Raw genomic sequence first — 22,474 nt, 5'->3', positions numbered from 1 at the left:
GGCAAGGTCAACAAGGCTTCAATGAAAAATTCGTTTGGTTTTACCTGGTATCTGGCGGGCCTGAGCATGCTCGGTTATCTCGCCATGGACATGTACTTGCCGGCGTTCGGCGCCATGGGCGAACACTTGCAGATCAGCGCGGGCGCGGTCGGCGCCAGCTTGAGCGTCTTCCTCGCCGGGTTTGCGCTGGGGCAGTTGGTGTGGGGGCCGTTGTCCGACCGCCTGGGGCGCAAGCCGATTCTGCTAGCGGGCCTGAGCCTGTTTGTGCTGGGCTGCGCCGGCATGTTTTGGGTCGACAGTGCTGCGCAACTGTTGGCGCTGCGCTTTATCCAGGCGATCGGCGTGTGTTCCGCCGCCGTGAGCTGGCAGGCGCTGGTGATTGATCGCTACCCGGCCGACAAGGCCCATCGCGTGTTCGCCAGCATCATGCCGTTGATGTCGCTGTCGCCGGCCCTGGCGCCACTGTTGGGCGCGCTGGTGTTGAATCACGTAGGCTGGCAGGCGATCTTCGGCGTGTTGCTGGCTGTGTCGCTGGCGCTGCTGTTACCCACCTTATTCCTGCGCAGTGCGCCGAAACGACTGACACAGGCACCGGCGCGCCTGGGGTATGGGCAGTTGCTCAAGTCGCGGGTATTCAGCGGCAACGTAATGATTTTTGCCGCGTGCTCGGCCAGTTTTTTTGCCTGGCTTACAGCGTCCCCGTTCATTCTCGGCGGTATGGGTTACAGCCCCAATGATATTGGCTTGAGCTATGTGGTGCCGACCCTGGCATTCCTGATAGGTGGTTACAGTTGCCGCAGCGCCTTGCAGCATCTGCAGGGTAAAACCTTGCTGCCGTGGCTGCTGCTTGCCTACTGCGTGAGCATGGGGGCGCTGTACCTGGTCGCCACGTTGACCGTGCCGACGCTCACTACCCTGTTGATTCCGTTCTGCCTGATGGCGCTGTGCAACGGTGCCAGTTACCCCATCGTGGTGGCGAACGCGCTGATGCCCTTCGCGGAAAATTCCGGCAAGGCCGCAGCGCTGCAAAACACCCTGCAGTTGGGGTTGTGTTTTGTAAGCAGCCTGCTGGTGTCATCAATGCTCGAACATCCGCTAATGATCACCGTGATCGTGATGCTGGCAACCGCGCCGCTGGCAGTGTTGGGATATTGGCTGGCCCGGCCGAAGACCAATCGTGCCGAGCTGATGACAGAGCTGAACTGAAAGAACACCTGCGTAGCGGCTGCCCCAAAGTCTGCAAACTGTTTAAGCCTGTCACACCGCAGTGTCTGGAGACAGGGCCGCTTCGCGCCCCAGCGCGGGGCAAGCCCGCTCACCACAACTGCGGGGGTGCTGCTTCCCTGTGGTAAGCAGGCTTGTCCTGCGCTGGGCTGCGCAGCGGCCCTAATGGCTGCGAATGCGGTGTGTCCGACTCACAGCAGCACCCGTGATTAAAAGGTGATTTCCATATTCACGGTCGGCGTGGAGGTGCGGCTGCCGCGGCCGCCGTCGACGCCGAATTTGTTATGCCAGTACTCGTAACCCACGCCCAGGTACAGGTTCGGTTTGACGCTCTTGCCCGGTCGCACGGCCACCATCAACGCGGTGCGCATCAGCGCTTCGGCAGCGGTGTCGCGGCCGTGGTAGTCCTCGCCTTTAGCCCCGACGTAATTGATGAACCCTTGGAATTTCGCCCCGTGGTTGGCGATCTCGAACGGGCGCATCCACGTCAGGTTAAGCATGTAGGTGTCGTCGAAGGTGTGGTCGGATTCCTGGGCGCCGGGAATGCCAGTGTGGTTGCGCTCCTTGTAATACAGCAGGCTCAGGTCCAACACGCCGACAGTATTGAATTTCACGGTCGGGCCGAGCACCAGCGCGCGTTTCTTCGCGGAGGCGAAGTTGTTATTTCGGTTGGCGTCGAAGCCCAGGGTCAGGGCGTAGTCCTTGATCGCACCCGTGCCCAGCGGCCTGTCGAATACCCGCGAGGCATACAGCTGGTGCCGGTACACCGCGTACACCTCGCTGCCCCCGTGATCGGTGCCCTTGCGCGGGTCGCGGCTGTCGGACAGGAACACATCCAGGTTGAGAAAATTGCTGCCGTATCGGTAGCCACTGGCGTGGGTGAAGCTGTAGATGCGCTTGCTGAATTCATCGGGGTTGTTCGGATTGGTGAACTGCTGGCCGTAGCGAAACCCTACGCTGTTGTTCATCCATTCCACCGCGACAGCCTCCCCGCCGCCCAGCAGAGTGAGTGCGACGGTAGCGCCCTGTAGTGCCTTTTTCATTGTTTTAGTGTCCTTGGCGTTGCGGCTCATCACGGCCGAATGGTTTTTGTAACGCCGGCGGAGGGTATCTTGTCTGGTTGATTGTATACAACTCTATGGACATCCAGTCCAAAGATTGCATACAGTGGCCGCACAACAAAAACAGAGAACCCCTCACCATGACTACCCCGAAGGCGTCACCGCAGCGGCCGGAAGATGAGAATCTTGGCATCGCGGCCAACATGGCTTACGGCCTGCAGCATGTGCTCACCATGTACGGTGGCATCGTTGCCGTACCGTTGATCGTCGGCCAGGCGGCCGGGTTATCGCCGGCGGATATCGGCCTGTTGATCGCCGCGTCGCTGTTCGCGGGCGGCCTGGCGACCTTGTTGCAAACCCTCGGCCTGCCGTTTTTCGGCTGCCAGCTGCCGTTGGTGCAGGGCGTGTCGTTTGCCGGTGTGGCCACCATGGTGGCGATTGTCGGCAGCGACGGTGCCGGTGGTTTACCGGCGATTCTCGGAGCGGTAATGGCCGCGTCATTGATCGGCCTGTTGATCACCCCGGTGTTCTCGCGGATCACCAAGTTCTTCCCGCCGCTGGTCACCGGTATCGTCATCACCACTATCGGCCTGACCCTGATGCCCGTCGCGGCGCGCTGGGCCATGGGCGGCAACAGCCGCGCGGCGGATTTCGGCAGCATGCCCAATATCGGGTTGGCGGCGTTGACGCTGGTGCTGGTGCTGCTGCTGAGCAAAATCGGCAGCGCGACCATTTCGCGCCTATCGATCCTGCTGGCGATGGTGATCGGCACGCTGATCGCGGTGCTGCTGGGCATGGCCGACTTCTCCAGCGTGACCCAAGGGCCAATGTTCGGCTTCCCCACGCCGTTTCATTTCGGCATGCCAACCTTTCACATCGCTGCGATTATTTCGATGTGTATCGTGGTGATGGTGACCTTGGTGGAAACCTCGGCGGATATCCTCGCCGTGGGTGAAATCATCGACACCAGGGTGGACTCCAAGCGCCTGGGCAACGGCCTGCGCGCCGATATGCTGTCGAGCATGTTCGCGCCGATCTTTGGTTCGTTCACCCAGAGTGCCTTCGCCCAGAACGTCGGCCTGGTGGCGGTCACCGGGGTGAAAAGCCGCTTTGTGGTGGCCACCGGCGGGCTGTTCCTGGTCATTCTCGGCTTGCTGCCGTTCATGGGCCGGGTGATTGCCGCAGTGCCCACGTCGGTGCTGGGCGGCGCCGGGATCGTACTGTTCGGCACGGTGGCGGCCAGTGGAATTCGCACCTTGTCCAAGGTGGATTACCGCAACAATATGAACCTGATCATCGTCGCCACCTCCATCGGTTTCGGCATGATCCCCATCGCCGCGCCAAGCTTCTATGACCACTTCCCCAGCTGGTTCGCGACCATTTTCCATTCGGGGATCAGTTCGTCGGCGATCATGGCGATTCTGCTGAACCTGGCGTTCAACCATTTCACCGCGGGCAACTCGGACCAGCAGTCGGTGTTCGTCGCGGGGACCGAACGCAGCCTGTGCTTCCACGATGTGGCGGCGCTGCGTGATGGGGATTACTTCAGGGGCGGCAAGTTGTTCGATGCCGAGGGCAAAGAGATCCCGGTGACGGCTGAGCCGGCACGGCAGGCATCAAAGCCTGAGACCTCCGAGGTCTGAAGGAGTGGGAGGGCGCGTGCTTCCTCCCACACTGAACTCAACCGGCCTTGAGTGCCGCGCGCGGCACCGCGCACGCCTCATCCAAAAACTTCACCACGGTCCCCATGCACGCCTGGCGTTCTTCCACATGGGGCATGTGGCTGGAGTCCTCAAACAGCGCCCAGCGCACATCGGCGATCTCATCCAGGAACGGCTTGACCACCAGCGGCGTGGCCTCGTCGTGGCGGCCGGAGATCACCAGGGTCGGCACGTTGATCTTCGACAGACGGCCAATCGATTTCCAATCCTTCAGGCTGCCGATCACGTGGAACTCGGTAGGCCCGCTCATGGCGTGATACACCGTCGGGTCTGAATCGACCTGAGCAAAGGTGCGCGCGACCTCTTCCGGCCACGGGTTGACCCGGCACACGTGGTGGTCATAGAAAATCCGCGAAGTGGCGAGGTATTCCGGGTCCTGGTAGGTACCGGCGGCTTCGTGCTTGAGCAGGGTTTCATGCACGCCTTCGGGCAACAGCTTGCGCAAGCGATTGGCTTCGCTGACCCAGGTGCGCATGCAGGTCGGCGAGTTGGCCGGGATAAACGCCCGCAGGCCCTTGGGCTGGCGGATCGCGTGTTCGCTGCCGAGCATGCCACCCCAGGATTGGCCGAGGATCGCGTAGTTATCGCTGATCTGCAGGTGGTCCAGCAGGTTGTCCAGCTCGGCGAGGAACAGTTCGACGGTCCAGAAGGACGGATCTTTGTCGGGCAAGTGGGTGGAACGGCCGTTGCCCAATTGATCGTAATGGATTACGGCATGGCCGCTGGCCGCGACGTCCTTGAAGGCGTCGACATAATCATGGGTGCAGCCGGGGCCACCGTGGATAATCACCAGCGGGGTGCGGCCGCTGTTCAGGTCGCCGGTGACGCGGTACCAGGTCTGATAGGCGCCGAACGCCGCATACCCTTCGCGGATTTTTTCGATGAATTCCATTTCGTACCCTGCTCTTGAAAAAAGGATCAGGGTCACGATAAGCCGCCGGGAAAATTTAGGTAACTAGCAAAACAGCTAGGTTTTACTGGTGGATCAGTCTTCCAGCAGGCGGTAATGGGTGGCGCGCACCACCGCCTGCACGCGGTTTTTGGCCCCCAGTTTGTGCATCGCCGAGGCCAGGTGCAGGGTCACCACAGCCAGTGAACGGCTCAACTGGGTGGCGATTTCAGCCGCAGTCAGCCCTTCGGCGGCCCATTTGAGGCACTCGCGTTCGCGTTTGGTCAGGCGGATATGCGGGTAGCTGCGCAGCTCTTTGCCGAACAACGGATAGGCCGCTTCCTGCAACGCGTGGGTGATCAGGCTGAAATCCGCCAGCGTGTGGTGTGCGTCCCGCAGCACGCTGCGGCTCTTGCCGGTGCGCAGGCCGGTCAGCGAGGCGAAGCCGCCCCTTGGCAGGTGGATCGGCACGCTGACGCCGCAGGTGAGCTGCTGGTCGTGAAGGTAGGAGGAGACCGGTGCGTGGCACGGATCGATGACTTTTTTCAGCGGGGTATCGACCTTGACGTCGTAGGACCATACGAACGGTGACACCGTGGCCAGCGCAAGATGCTGCACCGGGTCGATCTGGTAGAACCCTTCGCTGCACCATAAGGCGTGCCAGTCCGATGGGGTGTTGCGCAGTTCGAGCACCGACGGGGTGATCAGGGTGCCATTGGGGTCCATCGGCACCGGGGTGTAGTCGTACACCAGCGCGTCGAAGCCCAATTGCCGGGCGAGGACGAAAGTGTTGTCCATCTGTTCTTCCAGGCTCCTGCCCGGCATCAGACGGTCGTTGAAGGCAGTAAGCTTGGCCAGCATCCGTTCTGCTCCCGATTTCATTTGAATCTCGACTTGCGGCAAGTAGAATGCCACGCCCCGGCGAAGGACTGCCAGGCCAAACCTATAAGAAATACTAGGTTATGGACGCGCGGCATCCTCGGTAGTGTTGGCCTGATAAACGGCCGCTGCCCGCCAGGCCGATACAACACAAGGAATGTATGCATGTGGCGTGAAATTGCCCCCGACCAGCGGTACAACGTGCAAGTCGACGGCCACACACTCGTGGTCTACAGCTTTGGCCAAGGCGATGAGGTGCTTCTATGCCTCAACGGTGGCCCTGGCCTGCCGTGTGACTATTTGCGCGACGCCCATGGCTGGCTCAAGGAGCATAACCTGCGAGTGGTCGCATTCGACCAGCTCGGCACGGGGGCATCAGCCAGACCGACCGATGTTTCCCTGTGGGAAATCGGCCGTTATGTCGAAGAAGTCGAAACCGTGCGCCAAGCCCTGGGCCTGGGCCGTGTGCACCTGCTAGGGCATTCCTGGGGCGGGTGGCTGGGCATCGAGTACGCCATTCATTATCCCGACGAGCTCAAAAGCCTGATCCTGGCAAACACCGTCGGCGATATTCCGCACCTTTCCCAGGAACTGGAGCGCCTGCGTGGCGCGCTGGGCAGCGAAACCGTGGCCATGATGCAACGCCACGAAGCCATGGGCACCCTCGACCACCCGCAGTACCAGGCCGCGATCACCTTGCTCAACTATCGCCACGTGTGCCGCCTGGACGAATGGCCCGAGCCGGTCAAGCGTTCCCTTGGCGACTGGAACATGGGCCCTTACGAAACCATGCAGGGTCCCAATGAGTTTCTCTACGTCGGCAACCTCAAGGATTGGAACCGTATCGCCGAGATGGCCGACTTCAAAATGCCGATGCTGATTACCACCGGCCAGCACGATGAACTGACGCCGGCGTGCGCCATGCGCATGAAAATGGCTGCCCGGCACGCCGAATTGCATGTGTTCCCCAACAGCAGCCATATGCCGTTCTATGAAGAACCCCAGGCGTATTTTCCGGTGCTGCTGGACTTTCTCGCTCGCCACCGAGGCTGACGCATGAACCTGGCGCGTTACCGTTTCGTCCTGTTCCGACCGTTGCAACTGCTGCCGGTACTGTTCGGCATCAGTGTGATTACGTTCGTGCTGGTGCGATCGATCCCCGGCGACCCGGCGCGGGCGCTGCTGGGATCGCGCAGTACGCCTGATGCATTGTTGAAAATCCGCGCCCAATACGGTCTCGACCAGCCGCTGTGGCTGCAGTACTTCTATTTCCTGAAAAACCTGCTCAAGGGCGACCTGGGTCAATCGCTGTTGTACAAGGTCGATGCACTGAAGCTGATCGTCACCCGTATCGAGCCGACCCTGATGTTGGTGCTCGGCAGCGTGTTGCTGGCGCTGCTGATCGCGCTGCCCCTGGCCACACTGGCCGCGCGCCACAAAGGCGGCTGGGCGGATAACCTGGTCCGCGTCTTCACCACCGTCGGCCTGGGCATGCCGGCGTTCTGGCTGGGTTTGATGCTGATCCTGCTGCTCAGTGTGCAATGGGGCCTGTTCCCGGTGTCCGGGTATGGCCGCACCTGGCTGGACAAGGCGCACCACATGGTGCTGCCGTGCCTGACCATCGCCCTGGCGCTGTCGGCGGTACTGGTACGTAACCTGCGCGCGAGCATGCTGATGGAACTGCAGGCCGATCACGTCACCGCCGCCCGTGCGCGCGGGCTGTCGGAAGCCGAGGTGTTTCGCCGGCACGTATTGCCCAACTCCCTGGTCCCGGCGGTCAACCTGCTGGCGGTGAATATCGGCTGGTTGATCAGCGGCACGGTGGTCATCGAAAGCCTGTTTGCTATCCCCGGCATTGGTCAGTTGCTGGTGCGCGGCATCTTTACCCGCGACTACATGGTGGTGCAGGGCGTGGCGATGGTGTTGGCGTGCGCCACGGTGCTGGTCAACTTCATCGCCGATGTGGTGACGGTGGCGCTCGACCCGCGAGTGAAGATGCAATGAGCACTCGACCCTTGGTTGCGCCCTGGCGCCTGCGCCTGCGACTCGGTTTACGCAACGGCCGGCTCACGGCGGCGTGGGGGCTGCTGATCCTGCTGGCGTGGCTCGGCCTGGCCTTGTTCGCGCCGTGGATCGCGCCGTATGACCCAATTGCGCAGAACACCGACCTGAGCCTGCTGGCCCCCAGCCTTGCCCATCCATTCGGCACGGATAACTACGGCCGAGACATCCTTTCGAGGGTAATCTGGGGGGCGCGCATCGACCTGCAACTGGCGGTGGTCGGGGTAATCTTTCCGTTTATCATCGGCACGTTTATCGGCGCGGTCTCAGGCTATATCGGCGGGCGTTTCGACAGCGTGTGCATGCGCGTGATCGACGTAATCCTGGCGTTCCCGTTTCTGGTGCTGATGCTGGCGATCATGGCCATCCTCGGCCCAGGCTTGAAGAGTTTCTATATCGCCATGGCGCTGGTGGGCTGGGTGTCGTATGCGCGGCTGATCCGCTCGCAGATCCTGGTGCTCAAGGAAAGCGACTTCGCCCTGGCCGCCAAGAGCCTGGGCTTCGGCCACGGGCGCATCCTGTTTCGACACCTGCTGCCCAATGCAATGTTCGGCTCGATTGTGTTTTCCATGTCCGATGCGGTGTTGGTGCTGCTCAATGGCGCGGCCGTGAGCTACCTGGGCCTGGGCGTGCAACCGCCGACCGCCGAGTGGGGCACCATGGTCGCCGAGGGCCAGGCGTTTATCACCACGGCCTGGTGGATCTGCACCTTTCCCGGCCTGGCCATCGTCACGCTGGCCATGGGCTTCAGCCTGCTGGCCGATGGCGTGGCGCAAGTACTGGGAGACCGCACATGAGCCTGTTGCAAGTGCGCGACCTGAGCGTGATCGCCCACAATGCCGGGCGTGACGTGACCCTGGTGGACCGTGTGTCGTTCGACCTGGCCGAAGGCGAGATCCTCGGCCTGGTGGGCGAAAGCGGCTCGGGCAAGACCATGGCCTGCCGTGGCCTGATTCGCCTGCTGCCATCGCCCAACCTGCGTGTGCAGGGTGGCGCGGTGCGCCTGGCCGGCCAGGACCTGCTCAGCCTCGACGCCGCCGGCATGCGTGCGGTGCGTGGCGGGCAACTGGGGATGATTTTCCAGAACCCCAGCAGCCATCTGGACCCCTTGATGCGCATCGGCGAGCAGATCGCCGAGGGCATTCGCCTGCATCAAGGCGTATCGAAAAAGGATGCGCGTCTGCAGGCCGTCGAGGTGCTGCGCCAGGTCGGCATTCCCGACCCTCAAGCGCGCGCCGACAACTATCCCCACGAGTTTTCCGGCGGCATGCGCCAGCGCGCGATGATCGCCGTGGCGCTGGGCTGCAACCCCAAGGTACTGATCGCCGACGAGCCGACCACCGCCCTGGACGTGACCGTGCAGGCACAAATCCTGCGCCTGCTGCTGGACCTGCGCGACCAGCGCGGCCTGTCGATCATCATGATCACTCACGACCTTGGCGTGGTGGCGCAGACCTGCGATTCCATCGCGGTGATGTATGCCGGGCGTCTGTGCGAGCATGCGAGCAAGCACGAGGTGCTGGCGCATCCGCAGCATCCGTACACCGCCGGCCTGATCGACTGCCAGCCGGCCCACAGCAGCGGCCACGCCTTGCTGCGCACCATCCCCGGTCAGCCGCCATTGCTTGATGCATTACCCGCCGGCTGCCGCTTCAACCCGCGTTGCCCGCAGGTTGGCGCGTTGTGCACCGAGCGCTTGCCTGAAGGCGCGCGGGTGGCTTGTCACTATCCGTTGGGAGTGCGCCCATGAGCCTGTTGCAGATCAAGGACCTGGAGGTACGTTTTGCCGCGTCCGGCAGTGGCTTGTTCGGCCTGAACAAACAGTGGGTGAGGGCGGTGAACGGTGTATCGCTGAACCTCGCAGCAGGCCAAACCCTTGGGTTGGTGGGCGAGTCCGGCAGCGGCAAAAGCACCCTCGGGCGGGCGATTCTGCATCTGAACCCGATCAGTGCCGGGCAGGTGCTGTTCGATGGCGTCGACATGGCCCAAGGCAGCGCCATCGACATCGCGCGCCTGCGCCATGAAACGGCAATGATTTTTCAGGACCCGTACGCCGCGTTGAATCCGCGCCATACCATCGGCGAAACCATCGCCGAAGTCTTGCGCGTGCAGCGCAAAGTCGGCTCGGACCACATTCCCGCCCGGGTCAACGAACTGCTCGATCTGGTGGGCCTGCGCCCTGAGCTGGCCACGCGCAAACCCAGTGCCCTCAGTGGTGGCCAGTGCCAGCGCGTCGGCATTGCCCGGGCCCTGGCGGTAGAGCCGCGCCTGATCGTCGCCGATGAATGCGTGGCGGCGCTGGATGTATCGATTCAGGGCCAGATCATCAATCTGCTGCTGGAACTGCAACAGCGTATGAACCTGGCGATCCTGTTTATCGCCCATGACCTGGCCATCGTGCGGCGCCTGTGCGACCGCGTGGCGGTGATGTACCTGGGCAAGATCGTCGAGGAAGGCCCGGTGGAAGCGGTGTTCACGTCGCCGCGCCATCCGTACACGGCAGCCTTGATCGAGGCGATCCCGCAGATCGACCCGCAGCGGCCATTGCCGGCCGAACCCCTGCCGGGCGAGCCGCCAAGCCCGCTGAATTTACCGACCGGCTGTGCCTTCCACCCGCGTTGCCGGCATGCGCGGGCAATGTGTTCCGTAGCGTTGCCGCCTACCCACCACCTGCACGAGCACCGGTACAGTTGCGTGCTTGAAACGCCTTTGCTTTAACCCTCTGCCATTCATGAACAAGGAGTTATGACATGCAATCCCGCCACTTGAAGTTACTCGCCGCCGCCACGCTGACCGCCTGGTCGCTGACCGCCGGTTTCGCCCAGGCCGCCGGTGTACTCACCATCGGTTGCCGTGAAGACAGCACCACGTTCGACCCGATCAAAAGCGCGCAGAACCGCGATACCTGGGTGTTTGCCAACGTCTACGACACCCTGGTGCGCGTAGACAACCTGGGCACCAAGATGGAACCGGGCCTGGCTGAAAGCTGGGAGATATCCAAGGACGGCCTGACCTATACCTTCAAGCTGCGTGACGCGAAATTCTCCGATGGCTCGCCGATCACCGCCGCCGACGCCGCTTTCAGCCTGTTGCGCATCCGCGACAACAAGGCTTCGCTGTGGGCTGACCCGTTCAGTCTGATCAACACGGCCACGGCCGCCGACCCGAAAACCCTGGTGGTCACGCTCAAGACCCCGGCGGTGGCCTTCCTCTCCCAACTTGCTTCGCCGACGGTGTCGATCCTGTCCGAAAAAGCCATGACCTCCATGGGCGAAGACGCCTACTCGGAAAACCCGGTGACGTCCGGTGCGTTTACGGTAGAAGAGTGGCGCAAGGGCGATCGGGTGATCCTCAAGAAGAACCCGAACTTCTGGCAGGCTCAAAAGGTAAGCCTGGACGGTGTGGAGTGGGTCTCGGTGACCGACGACAACACCCGTATGCGCATGGTGCAGAACGACGAACTCGATACCGCGATCTTCGTGCCGTTCTCTCGAGTTGAAGAGTTGAAGAAAGACAAAAACGTGGTGGTCCACGCCGACCCGTCCACCCGTGAAGATCACTTGTTGATCAACCATGCCCACGGCCTGTTGGCCAAACCCGAAGTGCGCCAGGCGCTGGACATGTCCATCGATAAGCAATCGCTGGTCAAAACCGTCACGTACGGCCAGGGCACCGTGGCTTATTCCTACATCCCGAAAGGCTCGCTGTACCACTACCCCAATAACCTGCAGCGCCCGTATGACCCCACCGCCGCCAAGAAGCTGCTGGAACAGGCCGGTGCCAAGGACTTGAAACTCAACTATGTGGTCAATGCCGGCAACGAAGCCGATGAGCAGATCGCGGTGATTATCAAGGACCAGTTGGCCAAGGTCGGCGTGACCGCCAACCTGCAGAAGGTCGACCCGACCCAGAGCTGGCAGATGCTGGTGGACGGTGAGTACGACATTTCGGTGATGTACTGGACCAACGACATCCTCGACCCGGACCAGAAGACCACCTTCGTGCTGGGCCACGACACCAACCAGAACTATATGACCCGCTACAAGAACGACAAGGTCAAGGACCTGGTCGCCGCAGCCCGCATCGAAGCCGACCCGGCCAAGCGTGAGCAGATGTATGTGGAACTGCAGAAACTGGCCAAGCAGGATGTGAACTGGATCGACCTGTACTACAGCCCTTACATCAATATCTCACGCAAGAATGTGAGCAACTTCCTGCAAAACCCGCTGGGCCGTTTCACCCTGGAAGAAGTCGTGAAAAACTAAGCATTCGGCAACCGCGCAATACAAGTGTGGGAGGGGGCTTGCCCCTCCCACATTTTGTTCCAGTTGTGTCAGTTGTTACTGGGCATCGAATGCCTGCCCATTCACGCCGGCACTGTCCGGCCCCATCAAGTACAGGTACACCGGCATGATCTCTTCCGGTGCCGGCCTTTCCATCGGGTTTTCCCCTGGATAGGCCTGGGCACGCATGCTGGTGCGGGTGCCGCCTGGGTTGACGCTGTTGGCGCGTACCGCCGCCACATCCTCCAGTTCGTCGGCCAGGGTCTGCATCAGGCCTTCAGTGGCAAACTTGGACACGCCATACGCGCCCCAGTACGCGCGGCCTTTGCGCCCGACGCTGCTGGAGGTGAACACCACTGACGCATCCTGGGACAGTTTGAGCAATGGCAGCAAGGTGCTGGTCAGCATAAACATCGCATTGACGTTCACATGCATCACACGCATGAAGTTCTCGCCGGACAACTGCTCGATCGGCGTGCGGGGGCCGATGATCGAGGCGTTGTGCAGCAGGCCGTCGAGGTGGCCGAACTCTTTCTCGATCATCGCCGCCAACTCATCGTATTGATGGGGCAGGGCGGTTTCCAGGTTGAACGGGATCACCACCGGTTGCGGGTGGCCGGCGGCTTCGATTTCGTCATACACCTGGGCCAGGTTGGCTTCGGTCTTGCCCAGCAACAGCACGGTGGCGCCGTGGGCGGCATAGGTTTTCGCCGCTGCCGCGCCAATCCCGCGACCGGCGCCGGTCACCAGGATGACCCGGCCTTTGAGCAGTTCTGGACGTGCGGAGTAATCAAACATAAATAGCCTCGACAGAATTCAACATGTTTCAGCACAAAACTTGAGACCGGTGGAGATACCCTGTGGGAGGGGGAGCTTCATAGGTCAGCTGGATCGGTGAGCCATCAGCAACTGCATAGCGCGTTATCCAGCACCTTGCGCAGTTCCAGTGGGTGATCCACCACCACATCTGCGCCCCAATGATGTGGGTTGTCGTCCGGGTGGATATAGCCATAGGTGACCGCCGCCGTGCGCGTGCCGGCGTCGCGGCCGGATTCGATATCGCGCAGGTCGTCGCCCACGAACAGCACGCTGGCAGGGTCGAGGTCGAGCATCTTGCACGCCAGGATCAGCGGCTCCGGGTCCGGTTTGCTGTTCTTTACATGGTCCGGGCAGATCAGCAGCGCAGAACGCTCGGCCAGGCCCAGTTGCTGCATGATCGGCTCGGCAAAGCGCACCGGCTTGTTGGTGACCACGCCCCAGATCAGGTTGGCCTTCTCGATGTCCGCCAGCAGCTCGCTCATACCGTCGAACAGCTTGCTATGGACCGCGCAGCCCTTGAGGTAGCGCTCAAGGAATTCCTGGCGCAGCTCCTCGAAACCCGGCGACTCCGGGTCCATCGAGAACGTCACCGCGACCATCGCCCGCGCACCGCCGGAGATTTCGTCGCGAATGTGCTGGTCGTTGATCGGCGCCAGGCCCCGATCGGCGCGCATGGCCTGGCAGATGGCGATAAAGTCCGGCGCCGTGTCCAGCAGGGTGCCGTCCATATCGAAGAGAACCGCTCGCAGCTTCACAGGCTTACTCCTCGCGCAGGGTCTGGATCATGTAATTGACGTCGACGTCGTTGGCCAGCTTGTAGTGCTTGGTCAGCGGGTTGTAGGTCAGGCCGATGATGTCCTTGACGGTCAGCCCGGCCTGGCGGCTCCAGGCCCCCAGCTCGGAAGGGCGGATGAATTTCTTGAAGTCGTGGGTGCCGCGCGGCAACAGCTTCATGATGTACTCGGCGCCGATGATCGCGAACAGGTACGCCTTGGGGTTGCGGTTGATGGTGGAGAAAAACACCTGGCCGCCCGGCTTGACCATACGGAAGCACGCGCGGATCACCGAGGACGGGTCCGGCACGTGTTCGAGCATCTCCAGGCACGTGACCACGTCGAACTGCCCGGGCATTTCCTCGGCCAGGGCTTCGGCGGTGATCTGGCGGTATTCAACGCTCACGCCGGACTCCAACTGGTGCAGCTGGGCCACGGCCAGTGGCGCTTCGCCCATGTCGATGCCCATCACCGTGGCGCCGCGCTGGGCCATGGCTTCGCTGAGGATGCCGCCGCCGCAGCCGACGTCCAGCACCTTCTTGCCGGCCAGATTGACGCGTTCGTCAATCCAGTTGACTCGCAGCGGGTTGATGTCGTGCAGCGGTTTGAACTCGCTTTCGCGGTCCCACCAGCGGTGGGCCAAGGCTTCGAATTTGGCGATTTCGGCGTGATCGACGTTGCTCATGGTGCATCCTCTGAATCTGATAAATCGGTTGGCCGGTGCTGAACGCGCGGGTTCAACACCGTCGTTATTCGTGCTGCCCGCTGATGCGCCGGCCCCAGGCGATGGCCGTGGCGGTCAACTGTTGCTCATCCATGCGGGTCAATTGCCGGTCGTCGAGCAACTGCTTGCCGGCGACCCAAAGGTGTTTCACGCTGTCACGTCCGGTGGCATATATAAGCTGTGAGACCGGATCGTAGATCGGTTGTTGCGCCAGCCCCGACAGATCGAAGGCGACGATGTCCGCCGCCTTGCCCACTTCCAGCGAGCCGATCTCGTTTTCCAGGCCCATGGCGCGCGCACCATTGAGCGTAGCCATGCGCAGCGCGCGATGCGCATCCAGAGCGGTGGCCGAACCGGCGACGGCCTTGGCCAGCATTGCAGCGGTGCGGGTTTCGCCGAGCAAGTCCAAGTCGTTGTTGCTGGCGGCGCCGTCGGTGCCCAGGGCTACATTGACGCCAGCCTGCCACAGACGTTCCACCGGGCAGAAGCCACTGGCCAGTTTCAGGTTCGACTCGGGGCAATGAATCACGCTGGTGTTGCTTTCTACCAGCAAAACCAGGTCGTCCTCGCTGATTTGGGTCATGTGAACGGCCTGGAAGCGCGGCCCCAGCAGCCCCAGGCGACCCAGACGTGCCAACGGTCGCTCGCCGGTCTTTTCGACGGCTTGCTGCACCTCGAAGGCGGTTTCGTGGACATGCATATGGATGGCGGCGTCGAGTTCTTCGGCGATGACCCGGATTTTCTCCAGGTTGGCGTCGCAGACGGTGTAGGGCGCATGGGGGCCGAAGGTGATCTTGATGCGCGGGTGGTGCTTGAGGTCGCCGAACAGCTCGATGCCCTGGCGGATCGCTTCATCGGCGCTGCCGGCGCCGGGGATCGGGAAGTCGAGGATCGGAATCGCGATCTGTGCGCGCATGCCGCTGTTGTGTACGCAGTCGCTGGCGACCTTGGGGTAGAAGTACATGTCGGAGAAACAGCTGATCCCGCCTTTGAGCTGTTCGGCGATCGCCAGGTCGGTGCCGTCGCGTACGAAGGCCTCGTCGACCCACTTGGCCTCGGCGGGCCAGATGTGTTTTTCCAGCCAGGTCATCAGCGGCAGGTCGTCGGCCAGGCCGCGAAACAGGCTCATCGCCGCGTGCCCGTGGGCATTGATCAAGCCGGGGCTGAGCAGCATGCCCGGCAGCTCACGCACCTCGGTGGCCTGCAGCTTCAGTGCCGCCGCCCGCGGGCCGATAAAGGCAATGCGCCCGTCGCGAATCCCCAGGGCATGTTCCTTGAGTACCACGCCGGCCGGCTCCACAGGCACCAGCCAGGTCGGCAGCAGCAAGATGTCGAGCGGGGCGGCAGTGGCGGTCATCGCGGGCTTCTTCCTGGGCAGCTATAAAAGAAGCGCGAAGTATACCCGAGCGTCCTGGCTGGCGGATCGCTATAATCGGCGGCTTTTGTTCATGAGTGCGGAGTAAGGGATGCGCGATCGACTGTTGGCAGCGGAGAAAGTGAAGGCCATCGATTGGCGCGACGGCACGCTGCACCTGCTCGACCAACGTGCCTTGCCGTCCCGGGAGAGTTGGATAGCCTGCGCCACGGTGGATGAAGTGGCGCAGGCCATTCGCGCGATGGTCGTGCGTGGCGCGGCAGCCATCGGTATCAGCGCCGCCTATGGCCTGGTGCTCGCCGCTAGGGCACGCATCGCCGAGGGCGGTGACTGGCAGGCCGGTTGGGAAGAAGACTACGCACTGCTCGCCGATACCCGTCCAACCGCGTCGAACCTGTTCTGGGCCCTCAAGTGCATGCGCGAGCGCCTCGACCGTCTCAAGCCGCACGCCGATCCGCTGGTTGCGCTGGAAGCCGAGGCCGTCGCGATTCACGAGAGCGACCGCGAAGCCAACCTCACCATGGCGCAATTGGGCGTCGAACTGATCCGCAGGCACCAGGGCAATGCCCAGGCCATTCTGACCCACGGCAACGCGGGCGCGCTGGCTACCGGCGGCGTCGGTACGGCGTTGGGAGTGATCCGCGGTGCCTTCCTGGAAGGCATGGTCGAGCAGGTTTATGTCAATGAAACGCGCCCGTGGCTGCAAGGCTCGCGCCTGAGCGCCTGGGAGTTGGCCGGCGAAGGCATCCCGGTACTGGTGAATGCCGACTCGGCCGGCGCGCATATCCTCAAGACCAAAGGGGTGACCTGGGTGATCGTGGGTGCGGACTGCATCGCCGCCAACGGTGATGTGATCGGCAAGATCGGCACCTATCAACTGGCGGTCTGCGCCATGCACCACGGCGTGCGTTTCATGGTGGTGGCGCCGAGTTCAACCCTGGACCTGATGATGGCTACCGGCGATGACGTTGCGCTGGAGCAGCGCGATGCTGGCGAGTTGCTGGAGGTGGCGGGGCAGCGCCTGGATGTGGGGGCCTACAACCCGGTGTTCGACGTGACCCCTGCCGACCTTATCGATGTGATCGTGACCGAAAAAGGCATCGTCGAGCGGCCGGACACCGCGAAATTGGCCAAGTTGATGTGCCGTAAGCGGCTGCACTGAAGTTTGTGTGGGGACTGAAATGGTCATCGGGGGCAAGCCCTCTCCCACATTTGACGGTGTTCACACTTCAAGTGTGGGAGGGGACTTGCCCCCGATTGGCCCTGAAAGTCAATAAAACCCTCGGATCCGCCCTCGAAAAACACCACCACCCCACCTCTGAGCCCCTCTCGTCGCCCTCAAGCCTGTCATCCGTCAACTTACTATGCTCCATGCCCATCAAGGGGATAGGTGCGTGGCGGCGATTGTGATAACATCCGGCGGTTTCCAAGGCCACCCCGAGGGGTGTCCTATAACGTGCAGATCCGTGTCATAACTCGTTGATTTGTCGTAAGTCGTTGCCAGGCACTCTGCCGGCAGCGGCGAGCTTCGTTCGTCCCGAATGGATGTGACGAAGTTTCACCCGAAAAAGGAATCAGGCTTCTCATGGGCGAACTGGCCAAAGAAATCCTCCCGGTCAATATCGAAGACGAGCTGAAACAGTCCTACCTCGACTACGCGATGAGCGTGATTGTCGGTCGAGCACTGCCTGATGCGCGCGATGGCTTGAAGCCCGTGCACCGGCGTGTGCTGTTCGCGATGAGCGAGCTGGGTAACGACTGGAACAAGCCGTACAAGAAATCTGCCCGTGTTGTCGGTGACGTGATCGGTAAGTATCACCCTCACGGCGACACTGCGGTGTACGACACCATCGTACGTATGGCCCAGCCGTTTTCCCTGCGCTACCTGCTGGTAGACGGCCAGGGCAACTTCGGTTCGGTCGACGGCGACAACGCAGCGGCCATGCGATACACCGAAGTGCGCATGACCAAGCTGGCGCACGAGCTGCTGGCCGACCTGCATAAAGAAACCGTGGACTGGGTGCCGAACTACGACGGCACCGAAATGATCCCGGCCGTCATGCCCACCAAGATCCCCAACCTGCTGGTCAACGGCTCCAGCGGTATCGCCGTGGGCATGGCCACCAACATCCCGCCGCACAACCTCGGTGAAGTCATCGACGGTTGCCTGGCCCTCATCGACAACCCTGAGCTGACCGTCGATGAGCTGATGCAATACATCCCCGGCCCGGACTTCCCGACCGCCGCGATCATCAACGGCCGCGCCGGTATCATCGAAGCCTACCGCACCGGTCGCGGGCGCATTTACATGCGCGCCCGCTCGATCATCGAAGACATCGACAAGGTCGGTGGCCGCCAGCAGATCGTCATTACCGAACTCCCATACCAGTTGAACAAGGCGCGCCTGATCGAGAAGATCGCCGAGCTGGTCAAGGAGAAGAAGCTCGAAGGCATCACCGAGCTGCGCGACGAGTCCGACAAGGACGGTATGCGCGTCGTGATCGAGCTGCGTCGCGGCGAAGTGCCGGAGGTGATCCTCAACAACCTCTACGCCCAGACCCAGCTGCAAAGCGTGTTTGGTATCAACGTGGTGGCCCTGATCGACGGTCGCCCGCGCATCCTGAACCTCAAGGATCTGCTGGAAGCCTTCGTGCGTCACCGTCGCGAAGTGGTCACCCGCCGTACCGTGTTTGAACTGCGCAAGGCCCGCGAGCGCGGCCACATCCTGGAAGGCCAGGCGGTTGCGCTGTCGAACATCGACCCGGTGATCGCCCTGATCAAAGCCTCGCCAACCCCGTCGGAAGCCAAGGAAGCGCTGATCAGCACGCCCTGGGAATCCAGCGCGGTTGTCGCGATGGTTGAACGTGCCGGTGCCGATTCCTGCCGTCCGGAAACCCTGGACCCGCAATACGGTCTGCGCGAAGGCAAGTACTTCCTCTCGCCGGAACAGGCCCAGGCGATCCTGGAGCTGCGTCTGCATCGCCTCACCGGTCTGGAGCACGAGAAGCTGCTGGCCGAGTACCAGGAAATCCTCAACCAGATCGGCGAGTTGATCCGCATCCTCAGCAGCGCCGTGCGCCTGATGGAAGTGATCCGCGAAGAACTGGAAGTGATCCGCGCCGAATACGGCGACGTGCGCCGCACCGAGATCCTCGATGCGCGCCTCGACCTGACCCTGGGTGACATGATCCCGGAAGAAGAGCGCGTGGTGACCATCTCCCACGGCGGCTATGCCAAGACCCAACCGTTGGCGGCCTACCAGGCCCAGCGTCGTGGCGGTAAAGGTAAATCGGCTACCGGCGTGAAGGACGAGGACTACATCGCTCACCTGTTGGTCGCCAACAGCCACACCACGCTGCTGCTGTTCTCCAGCAAGGGCAAGGTGTACTGGCTCAAGACCTACGAGATCCCGGAGGCCTCCCGTGCCGCCCGTGGTCGCCCATTGGTCAACCTGCTGCCGCTGGACAGTGATGAGTACATCACCACCATGCTGCCGGTCGAGGAATACACCGAAGGTCACTTCATCTTCATGGCCACCGCCAAGGGCACTGTGAAGAAGACCCCGCTGGAATCCTTCAGCCGTCAGCGCAGCGTGGGCCTGATCGCCCTGGAGCTGGACGAAGGCGACGTGCTGATCTCGGCCGCCATCACCGATGGCGAACGTGAAGTCATGCTGTTCTCCGACGGCGGCAAGGTCACTCGCTTCAAGGAATCCGACGTTCGCGCCATGGGCCGTACCGCTCGCGGTGTGCGCGGCATGCGTCTGCCGGAAGGGCAGAAGCTGATTTCGATGCTGATCCCGGAAGAAGGCAGCCAGATCCTCACCGCTTCCGAGCGTGGTTATGGCAAGCGCACCGCCATCAGCGAGTTCCCGGAGTACAAGCGTGGCGGCCAGGGCGTGATCGCCATGGTCAGCAACGATCGCAACGGCCGTCTGGTCGGCGCGGTGCAGGTGCTCGACGGCGAGGAAATCATGCTGATTTCCGACCAGGGCACCCTGGTCCGTACCCGCGTGGCCGAAGTGTCGAGCCTGGGCCGTAATACCCAGGGCGTTACCTTGATCAAGCTGGCCAAGGACGAAAAACTGGTGGGCCTGGAACGCGTCCAGGAACCATCGGAAGTCGAAGGCGAAGAGCTGGAAGGTGAGGAGTTCGAAGGCGAGGTGATCGCAACGGGCGATGACACCGTCGACGAGCCAACCCTCGACGCTGCCGCAGACGAAGAAGAACCGCAGGAATAAGCGGACACACAGGGGGCGGATGAAGATTCGCCCCCTTGTTGTTTGTCCCTTATGAAATAACACGTCCTTTGGCTGGACGCGGTCAATGTGGGAGCTGGCTCGCCTGCGCTGGTGGCGCCGCGGTATCACCGCGCTACCGAGTTGCCCTTATCGCAGGCAAGCCAGCTCCCACAAGGGTTCGCTCCAGAGAAAGGTTGTTACCGAACATGATTGCAGCCCCACCAGATCAGAGTGAGATTGGATGTGAGCAAGAGAGCCTATAACTTCTGTGCCGGTCCCGCGGCGCTTCCTGAAGCAGTCCTGCAGCGCGCGCAGGGTGAACTCCTCGACTGGCATGGAAAAGGCCTCTCCGTGATGGAAATGAGCCATCGCAGCGATGAGTTCGTGTCCATCGCCACCAAGGCCGAGCAGGATCTGCGCGACTTGCTCGACATTCCATCCAACTACAAAGTGCTGTTCCTGCAAGGCGGTGCCAGCCAGCAATTCGCCCAGATCCCGCTGAACCTGCTGCCGGAAGACGGCACTGCGGACTACATCGACACCGGCATCTGGGGGCAGAAAGCGATTGAGGAGGCCTCGCGCTACGGCCACGTCAATGTGGCGGGCACCGCCAAGCCTTACGATTATTTCGCCATTCCCGGCCAGAACGAGTGGAAGCTGTCGAAAGACGCGGCGTACGTGCACTACGTCGCGAACGAAACCATCGGCGGCCTTGAATTCGACTGGGTACCGCAAGTGGGTGACGTTCCGCTGGTGTGCGACATGTCCTCGGACATTCTCTCGCGTCCCATCGACGTGTCGCGCTACGGCATGATCTACGCCGGGGCCCAGAAGAACATCGGCCCGAGCGGCATTCTGGTCAACATTATCCGCGAAGACCTGCTGGGCCGCGCCCGGTCGGTCTGCCCGACCATGCTCAACTACAAGGTCGCGGCCGATAACGGCTCGATGTACAACACCCCGCCGGCCTTCGCCTGGTACCTCTCCGGCCTGGTGTTCGAGTGGCTCAAGGAGCAGGGCGGCGTGGCGGCCATGGGCAAGCTTAATGAAGTGAAGAAGCGCACCCTGTACGACTTCATCGACGCCAGCGGCCTCTACAGCAATCCGATCAACAAAACCGATCGCTCGTGGATGAACGTGCCATTCCGCCTGGCCGACGATCGCCTGGACAAGCCGTTCCTGGCCGGCGCGGACGAGCGCGGTCTGCTCAACCTCAAGGGTCACCGTTCGGTGGGCGGCATGCGCGCCTCCATCTACAACGCTGTCGACATCAACGCGATCAACGCGCTGGTGGCCTACATGGCAGAGTTCGAAAAGGAACACGGCTAATGTCTGAACAAGAACTCAAGGCCCTGCGCGTGCGCATTGACAGCCTGGATGAGAAAGTCCTGGAGCTGATCAGTGAGCGCGCGCGGTGCGCCCAGGAAGTGGCGCGGGTGAAGTTGGCGTCCCTGGCGGAAGGCGAAGTGCCGGTGTTCTACCGGCCGGAGCGCGAAGCCCAGGTGCTCAAGCGTGTGATGGAGCGCAACAAAGGGCCGCTGGGTAACGAAGAGATGGCGCGGTTGTTCCGTGAAATCATGTCGTCGTGCCTGGCCCTGGAGCAGCCGCTGAAAGTGGCCTACCTCGGTCCCGAGGGCACCTTCACCCAGGCGGCGGCCATGAAGCACTTCGGCCACGCAGTGATCAGCAAGCCAATGGCGGCGATCGACGAAGTGTTCCGAGAAGTGGCGGCCGGTGCGGTGAATTTCGGCGTGGTGCCGGTGGAAAATTCCACCGAAGGCGCGGTCAACCACACGCTGGACAGCTTCCTCGAGCACGACATGGTGATCTGCGGCGAAGTCGAGCTGCGTATCCACCATCACCTGTTGGTGGGTGAGAACACCAAGACCGACAGCATCAGCCGCATCTATTCCCACGCCCAGTCCCTGGCTCAGTGCCGCAAGTGGCTGGACGCCCACTACCCGAATGTCGAGCGGGTGGCGGTGTCCAGCAACGCCGAGGCGGCCAAGCGGGTCAAGGGCGAGTGGAACTCGGCGGCGATCGCCGGTGACATGGCGGCGGGCCTGTATGGCCTGACGCGCCTGGCCGAAAAAATCGAGGACCGCCCGGACAACTCCACGCGCTTTTTGATGATCGGTAACCAGGAAGTGCCGCCGACCGGCGACGACAAGACCTCGATCATCGTTTCCATGAGCAACAAGCCTGGCGCGCTGCATGAGCTGCTGGTGCCGTTCCATGACAATGGGATCGACCTGACGCGTATCGAGACTCGACCTTCGCGCAGCGGTAAATGGACCTACGTGTTCTTTATCGATTTCGTCGGCCATCACCGCGACCCGCTGGTCAAGGGCGTGCTCGAGAAAATCAGTCAGGAAGCCGTGGCACTCAAGGTGCTGGGCTCTTACCCGAAAGCGGTTTTGTGAGG

At 62.1% G+C, this 22,474-nt stretch carries 19 protein-coding genes; 12 read left to right on the top strand and 7 right to left on the bottom strand.

Annotation, left to right across the window (positions count from 1 at the left end; translation table 11 throughout):
• The first annotated feature begins 21 nt into the window (after positions 1 to 21).
• Positions 22 to 1,206, top strand: coding sequence for a purine nucleoside transporter PunC (gene punC, locus OSC50_RS16535; RefSeq protein ID WP_181078200.1), 1,185 nt, complete (start codon positions 22 to 24; stop codon positions 1,204 to 1,206).
• Between the two features lie 227 nt (positions 1,207 to 1,433).
• Here punC and OSC50_RS16530 read toward each other — a convergent pair whose 3' ends face one another.
• Positions 1,434 to 2,267 carry a nucleoside-binding protein gene (locus tag OSC50_RS16530; RefSeq protein WP_266248533.1) on the bottom strand — a complete coding sequence of 278 codons (834 nt, stop codon included), beginning with the start codon at positions 2,265 to 2,267 and terminating at the stop codon, positions 1,434 to 1,436.
• Between the two features lie 158 nt (positions 2,268 to 2,425).
• Here OSC50_RS16530 and OSC50_RS16525 point away from each other — a divergent pair, with 158 nt between their 5' ends.
• Complete coding sequence (locus tag OSC50_RS16525; protein ID WP_266248535.1) at positions 2,426 to 3,928, top strand: nucleobase:cation symporter-2 family protein; 1,503 nt, start codon at positions 2,426 to 2,428, stop codon at positions 3,926 to 3,928.
• A gap of 37 nt (positions 3,929 to 3,965) precedes the next feature.
• Here the strand turns inward: OSC50_RS16525 and OSC50_RS16520 are convergent, their stop codons facing one another.
• Together OSC50_RS16520 and OSC50_RS16515 are read right to left on the bottom strand one after the other, a co-directional pair.
• On the bottom strand, positions 3,966 to 4,898 hold the full coding sequence (locus OSC50_RS16520) for a proline iminopeptidase-family hydrolase (RefSeq protein WP_181078205.1): 933 nt from the start codon (positions 4,896 to 4,898) through the stop codon (positions 3,966 to 3,968).
• A gap of 93 nt (positions 4,899 to 4,991) precedes the next feature.
• Positions 4,992 to 5,756: a LuxR family transcriptional regulator gene (locus OSC50_RS16515; RefSeq protein WP_266248539.1), complete on the bottom strand. Its 765-nt coding sequence runs from the start codon at positions 5,754 to 5,756 to the stop codon at positions 4,992 to 4,994.
• A 183-nt stretch (positions 5,757 to 5,939) separates the two neighbouring features.
• Here OSC50_RS16515 and OSC50_RS16510 point away from each other — a divergent pair, with 183 nt between their 5' ends.
• Genes OSC50_RS16510 through OSC50_RS16485 form a run of 6 tightly spaced genes read left to right on the top strand, consistent with a single transcriptional unit; the run spans position 5,940 to position 12,100 of the window.
• A complete protein-coding gene (locus OSC50_RS16510; protein WP_266248541.1) occupies positions 5,940 to 6,827 on the top strand; it encodes a proline iminopeptidase-family hydrolase in 888 nt (295 codons plus the stop codon).
• Between the two features lie 3 nt (positions 6,828 to 6,830).
• Positions 6,831 to 7,778 (top strand): ABC transporter permease, encoded by a 948-nt coding sequence (locus OSC50_RS16505; RefSeq protein WP_181078211.1) that lies wholly within the window; start codon positions 6,831 to 6,833, stop codon positions 7,776 to 7,778.
• Positions 7,775 to 8,632: an ABC transporter permease gene (locus OSC50_RS16500; RefSeq protein ID WP_253511399.1), complete on the top strand. Its 858-nt coding sequence runs from the start codon at positions 7,775 to 7,777 to the stop codon at positions 8,630 to 8,632. Before OSC50_RS16505 ends, OSC50_RS16500 begins: the two co-directional genes overlap by 4 nt.
• Positions 8,629 to 9,585: an ABC transporter ATP-binding protein gene (locus OSC50_RS16495; RefSeq protein ID WP_181078215.1), complete on the top strand. Its 957-nt coding sequence runs from the start codon at positions 8,629 to 8,631 to the stop codon at positions 9,583 to 9,585. The genes OSC50_RS16500 and OSC50_RS16495 overlap by 4 nt, the downstream gene beginning before the upstream one ends.
• Positions 9,582 to 10,553, top strand: coding sequence for an ABC transporter ATP-binding protein (locus tag OSC50_RS16490; RefSeq protein WP_181078217.1), 972 nt, complete (start codon positions 9,582 to 9,584; stop codon positions 10,551 to 10,553). The genes OSC50_RS16495 and OSC50_RS16490 overlap by 4 nt, the downstream gene beginning before the upstream one ends.
• 32 nt (positions 10,554 to 10,585) lie before the next feature.
• A complete protein-coding gene (locus OSC50_RS16485) occupies positions 10,586 to 12,100 on the top strand; it encodes an ABC transporter substrate-binding protein (protein WP_266248546.1) in 1,515 nt (504 codons plus the stop codon).
• 75 nt (positions 12,101 to 12,175) lie between these two features.
• Here the strand turns inward: OSC50_RS16485 and OSC50_RS16480 are convergent, their stop codons facing one another.
• From OSC50_RS16480 to OSC50_RS16465, 4 genes are all read right to left on the bottom strand, one after another.
• Entirely contained in the window at positions 12,176 to 12,916 is a 741-nt protein-coding gene (locus tag OSC50_RS16480; protein ID WP_181078221.1) for a YciK family oxidoreductase, read from the bottom strand.
• Positions 12,917 to 13,020: 104 nt separating this feature from the next.
• On the bottom strand, positions 13,021 to 13,692 hold the full coding sequence (mupP, locus tag OSC50_RS16475; RefSeq protein WP_181078223.1) for an N-acetylmuramic acid 6-phosphate phosphatase MupP: 672 nt from the start codon (positions 13,690 to 13,692) through the stop codon (positions 13,021 to 13,023).
• A gap of 4 nt (positions 13,693 to 13,696) precedes the next feature.
• Positions 13,697 to 14,395: a bifunctional 2-polyprenyl-6-hydroxyphenol methylase/3-demethylubiquinol 3-O-methyltransferase UbiG gene (gene ubiG / locus OSC50_RS16470; RefSeq protein WP_181078225.1), complete on the bottom strand. Its 699-nt coding sequence runs from the start codon at positions 14,393 to 14,395 to the stop codon at positions 13,697 to 13,699.
• 64 nt (positions 14,396 to 14,459) lie between these two features.
• Positions 14,460 to 15,791 (bottom strand): TRZ/ATZ family hydrolase, encoded by a 1,332-nt coding sequence (locus tag OSC50_RS16465; RefSeq protein WP_266248549.1) that lies wholly within the window; start codon positions 15,789 to 15,791, stop codon positions 14,460 to 14,462.
• 109 nt (positions 15,792 to 15,900) lie between these two features.
• On the opposite strand from OSC50_RS16465, the gene mtnA reads away from it, so the two are divergent.
• The 4 genes from mtnA to pheA all read left to right on the top strand — a co-directional run bounded on the left by mtnA (position 15,901) and on the right by pheA (position 22,472).
• Positions 15,901 to 16,971, top strand: a complete 1,071-nt coding sequence (gene mtnA / locus OSC50_RS16460) for an S-methyl-5-thioribose-1-phosphate isomerase (RefSeq protein ID WP_266248551.1) — start codon at positions 15,901 to 15,903, stop codon at positions 16,969 to 16,971.
• A gap of 423 nt (positions 16,972 to 17,394) precedes the next feature.
• Complete coding sequence (gene gyrA, locus OSC50_RS16455; protein ID WP_181078231.1) at positions 17,395 to 20,049, top strand: DNA gyrase subunit A; 2,655 nt, start codon at positions 17,395 to 17,397, stop codon at positions 20,047 to 20,049.
• A gap of 243 nt (positions 20,050 to 20,292) precedes the next feature.
• Positions 20,293 to 21,378, top strand: coding sequence for a 3-phosphoserine/phosphohydroxythreonine transaminase (gene serC, locus OSC50_RS16450; RefSeq protein WP_181078233.1), 1,086 nt, complete (start codon positions 20,293 to 20,295; stop codon positions 21,376 to 21,378).
• Positions 21,378 to 22,472, top strand: a complete 1,095-nt coding sequence (pheA, locus tag OSC50_RS16445; RefSeq protein WP_266248553.1) for a prephenate dehydratase — start codon at positions 21,378 to 21,380, stop codon at positions 22,470 to 22,472. The genes serC and pheA overlap by 1 nt, the downstream gene beginning before the upstream one ends.
• Positions 22,473 to 22,474 lie beyond the last annotated feature (2 nt).

The sequence above is a fragment of the Pseudomonas quebecensis genome (assembly GCF_026410085.1).
GTDB classification, from domain to species: domain Bacteria; phylum Pseudomonadota; class Gammaproteobacteria; order Pseudomonadales; family Pseudomonadaceae; genus Aquipseudomonas; species Aquipseudomonas quebecensis.
Note: the sequence above shows the minus strand (reverse complement) of the source record. Positions and strands in the feature narration are given on the sequence as shown.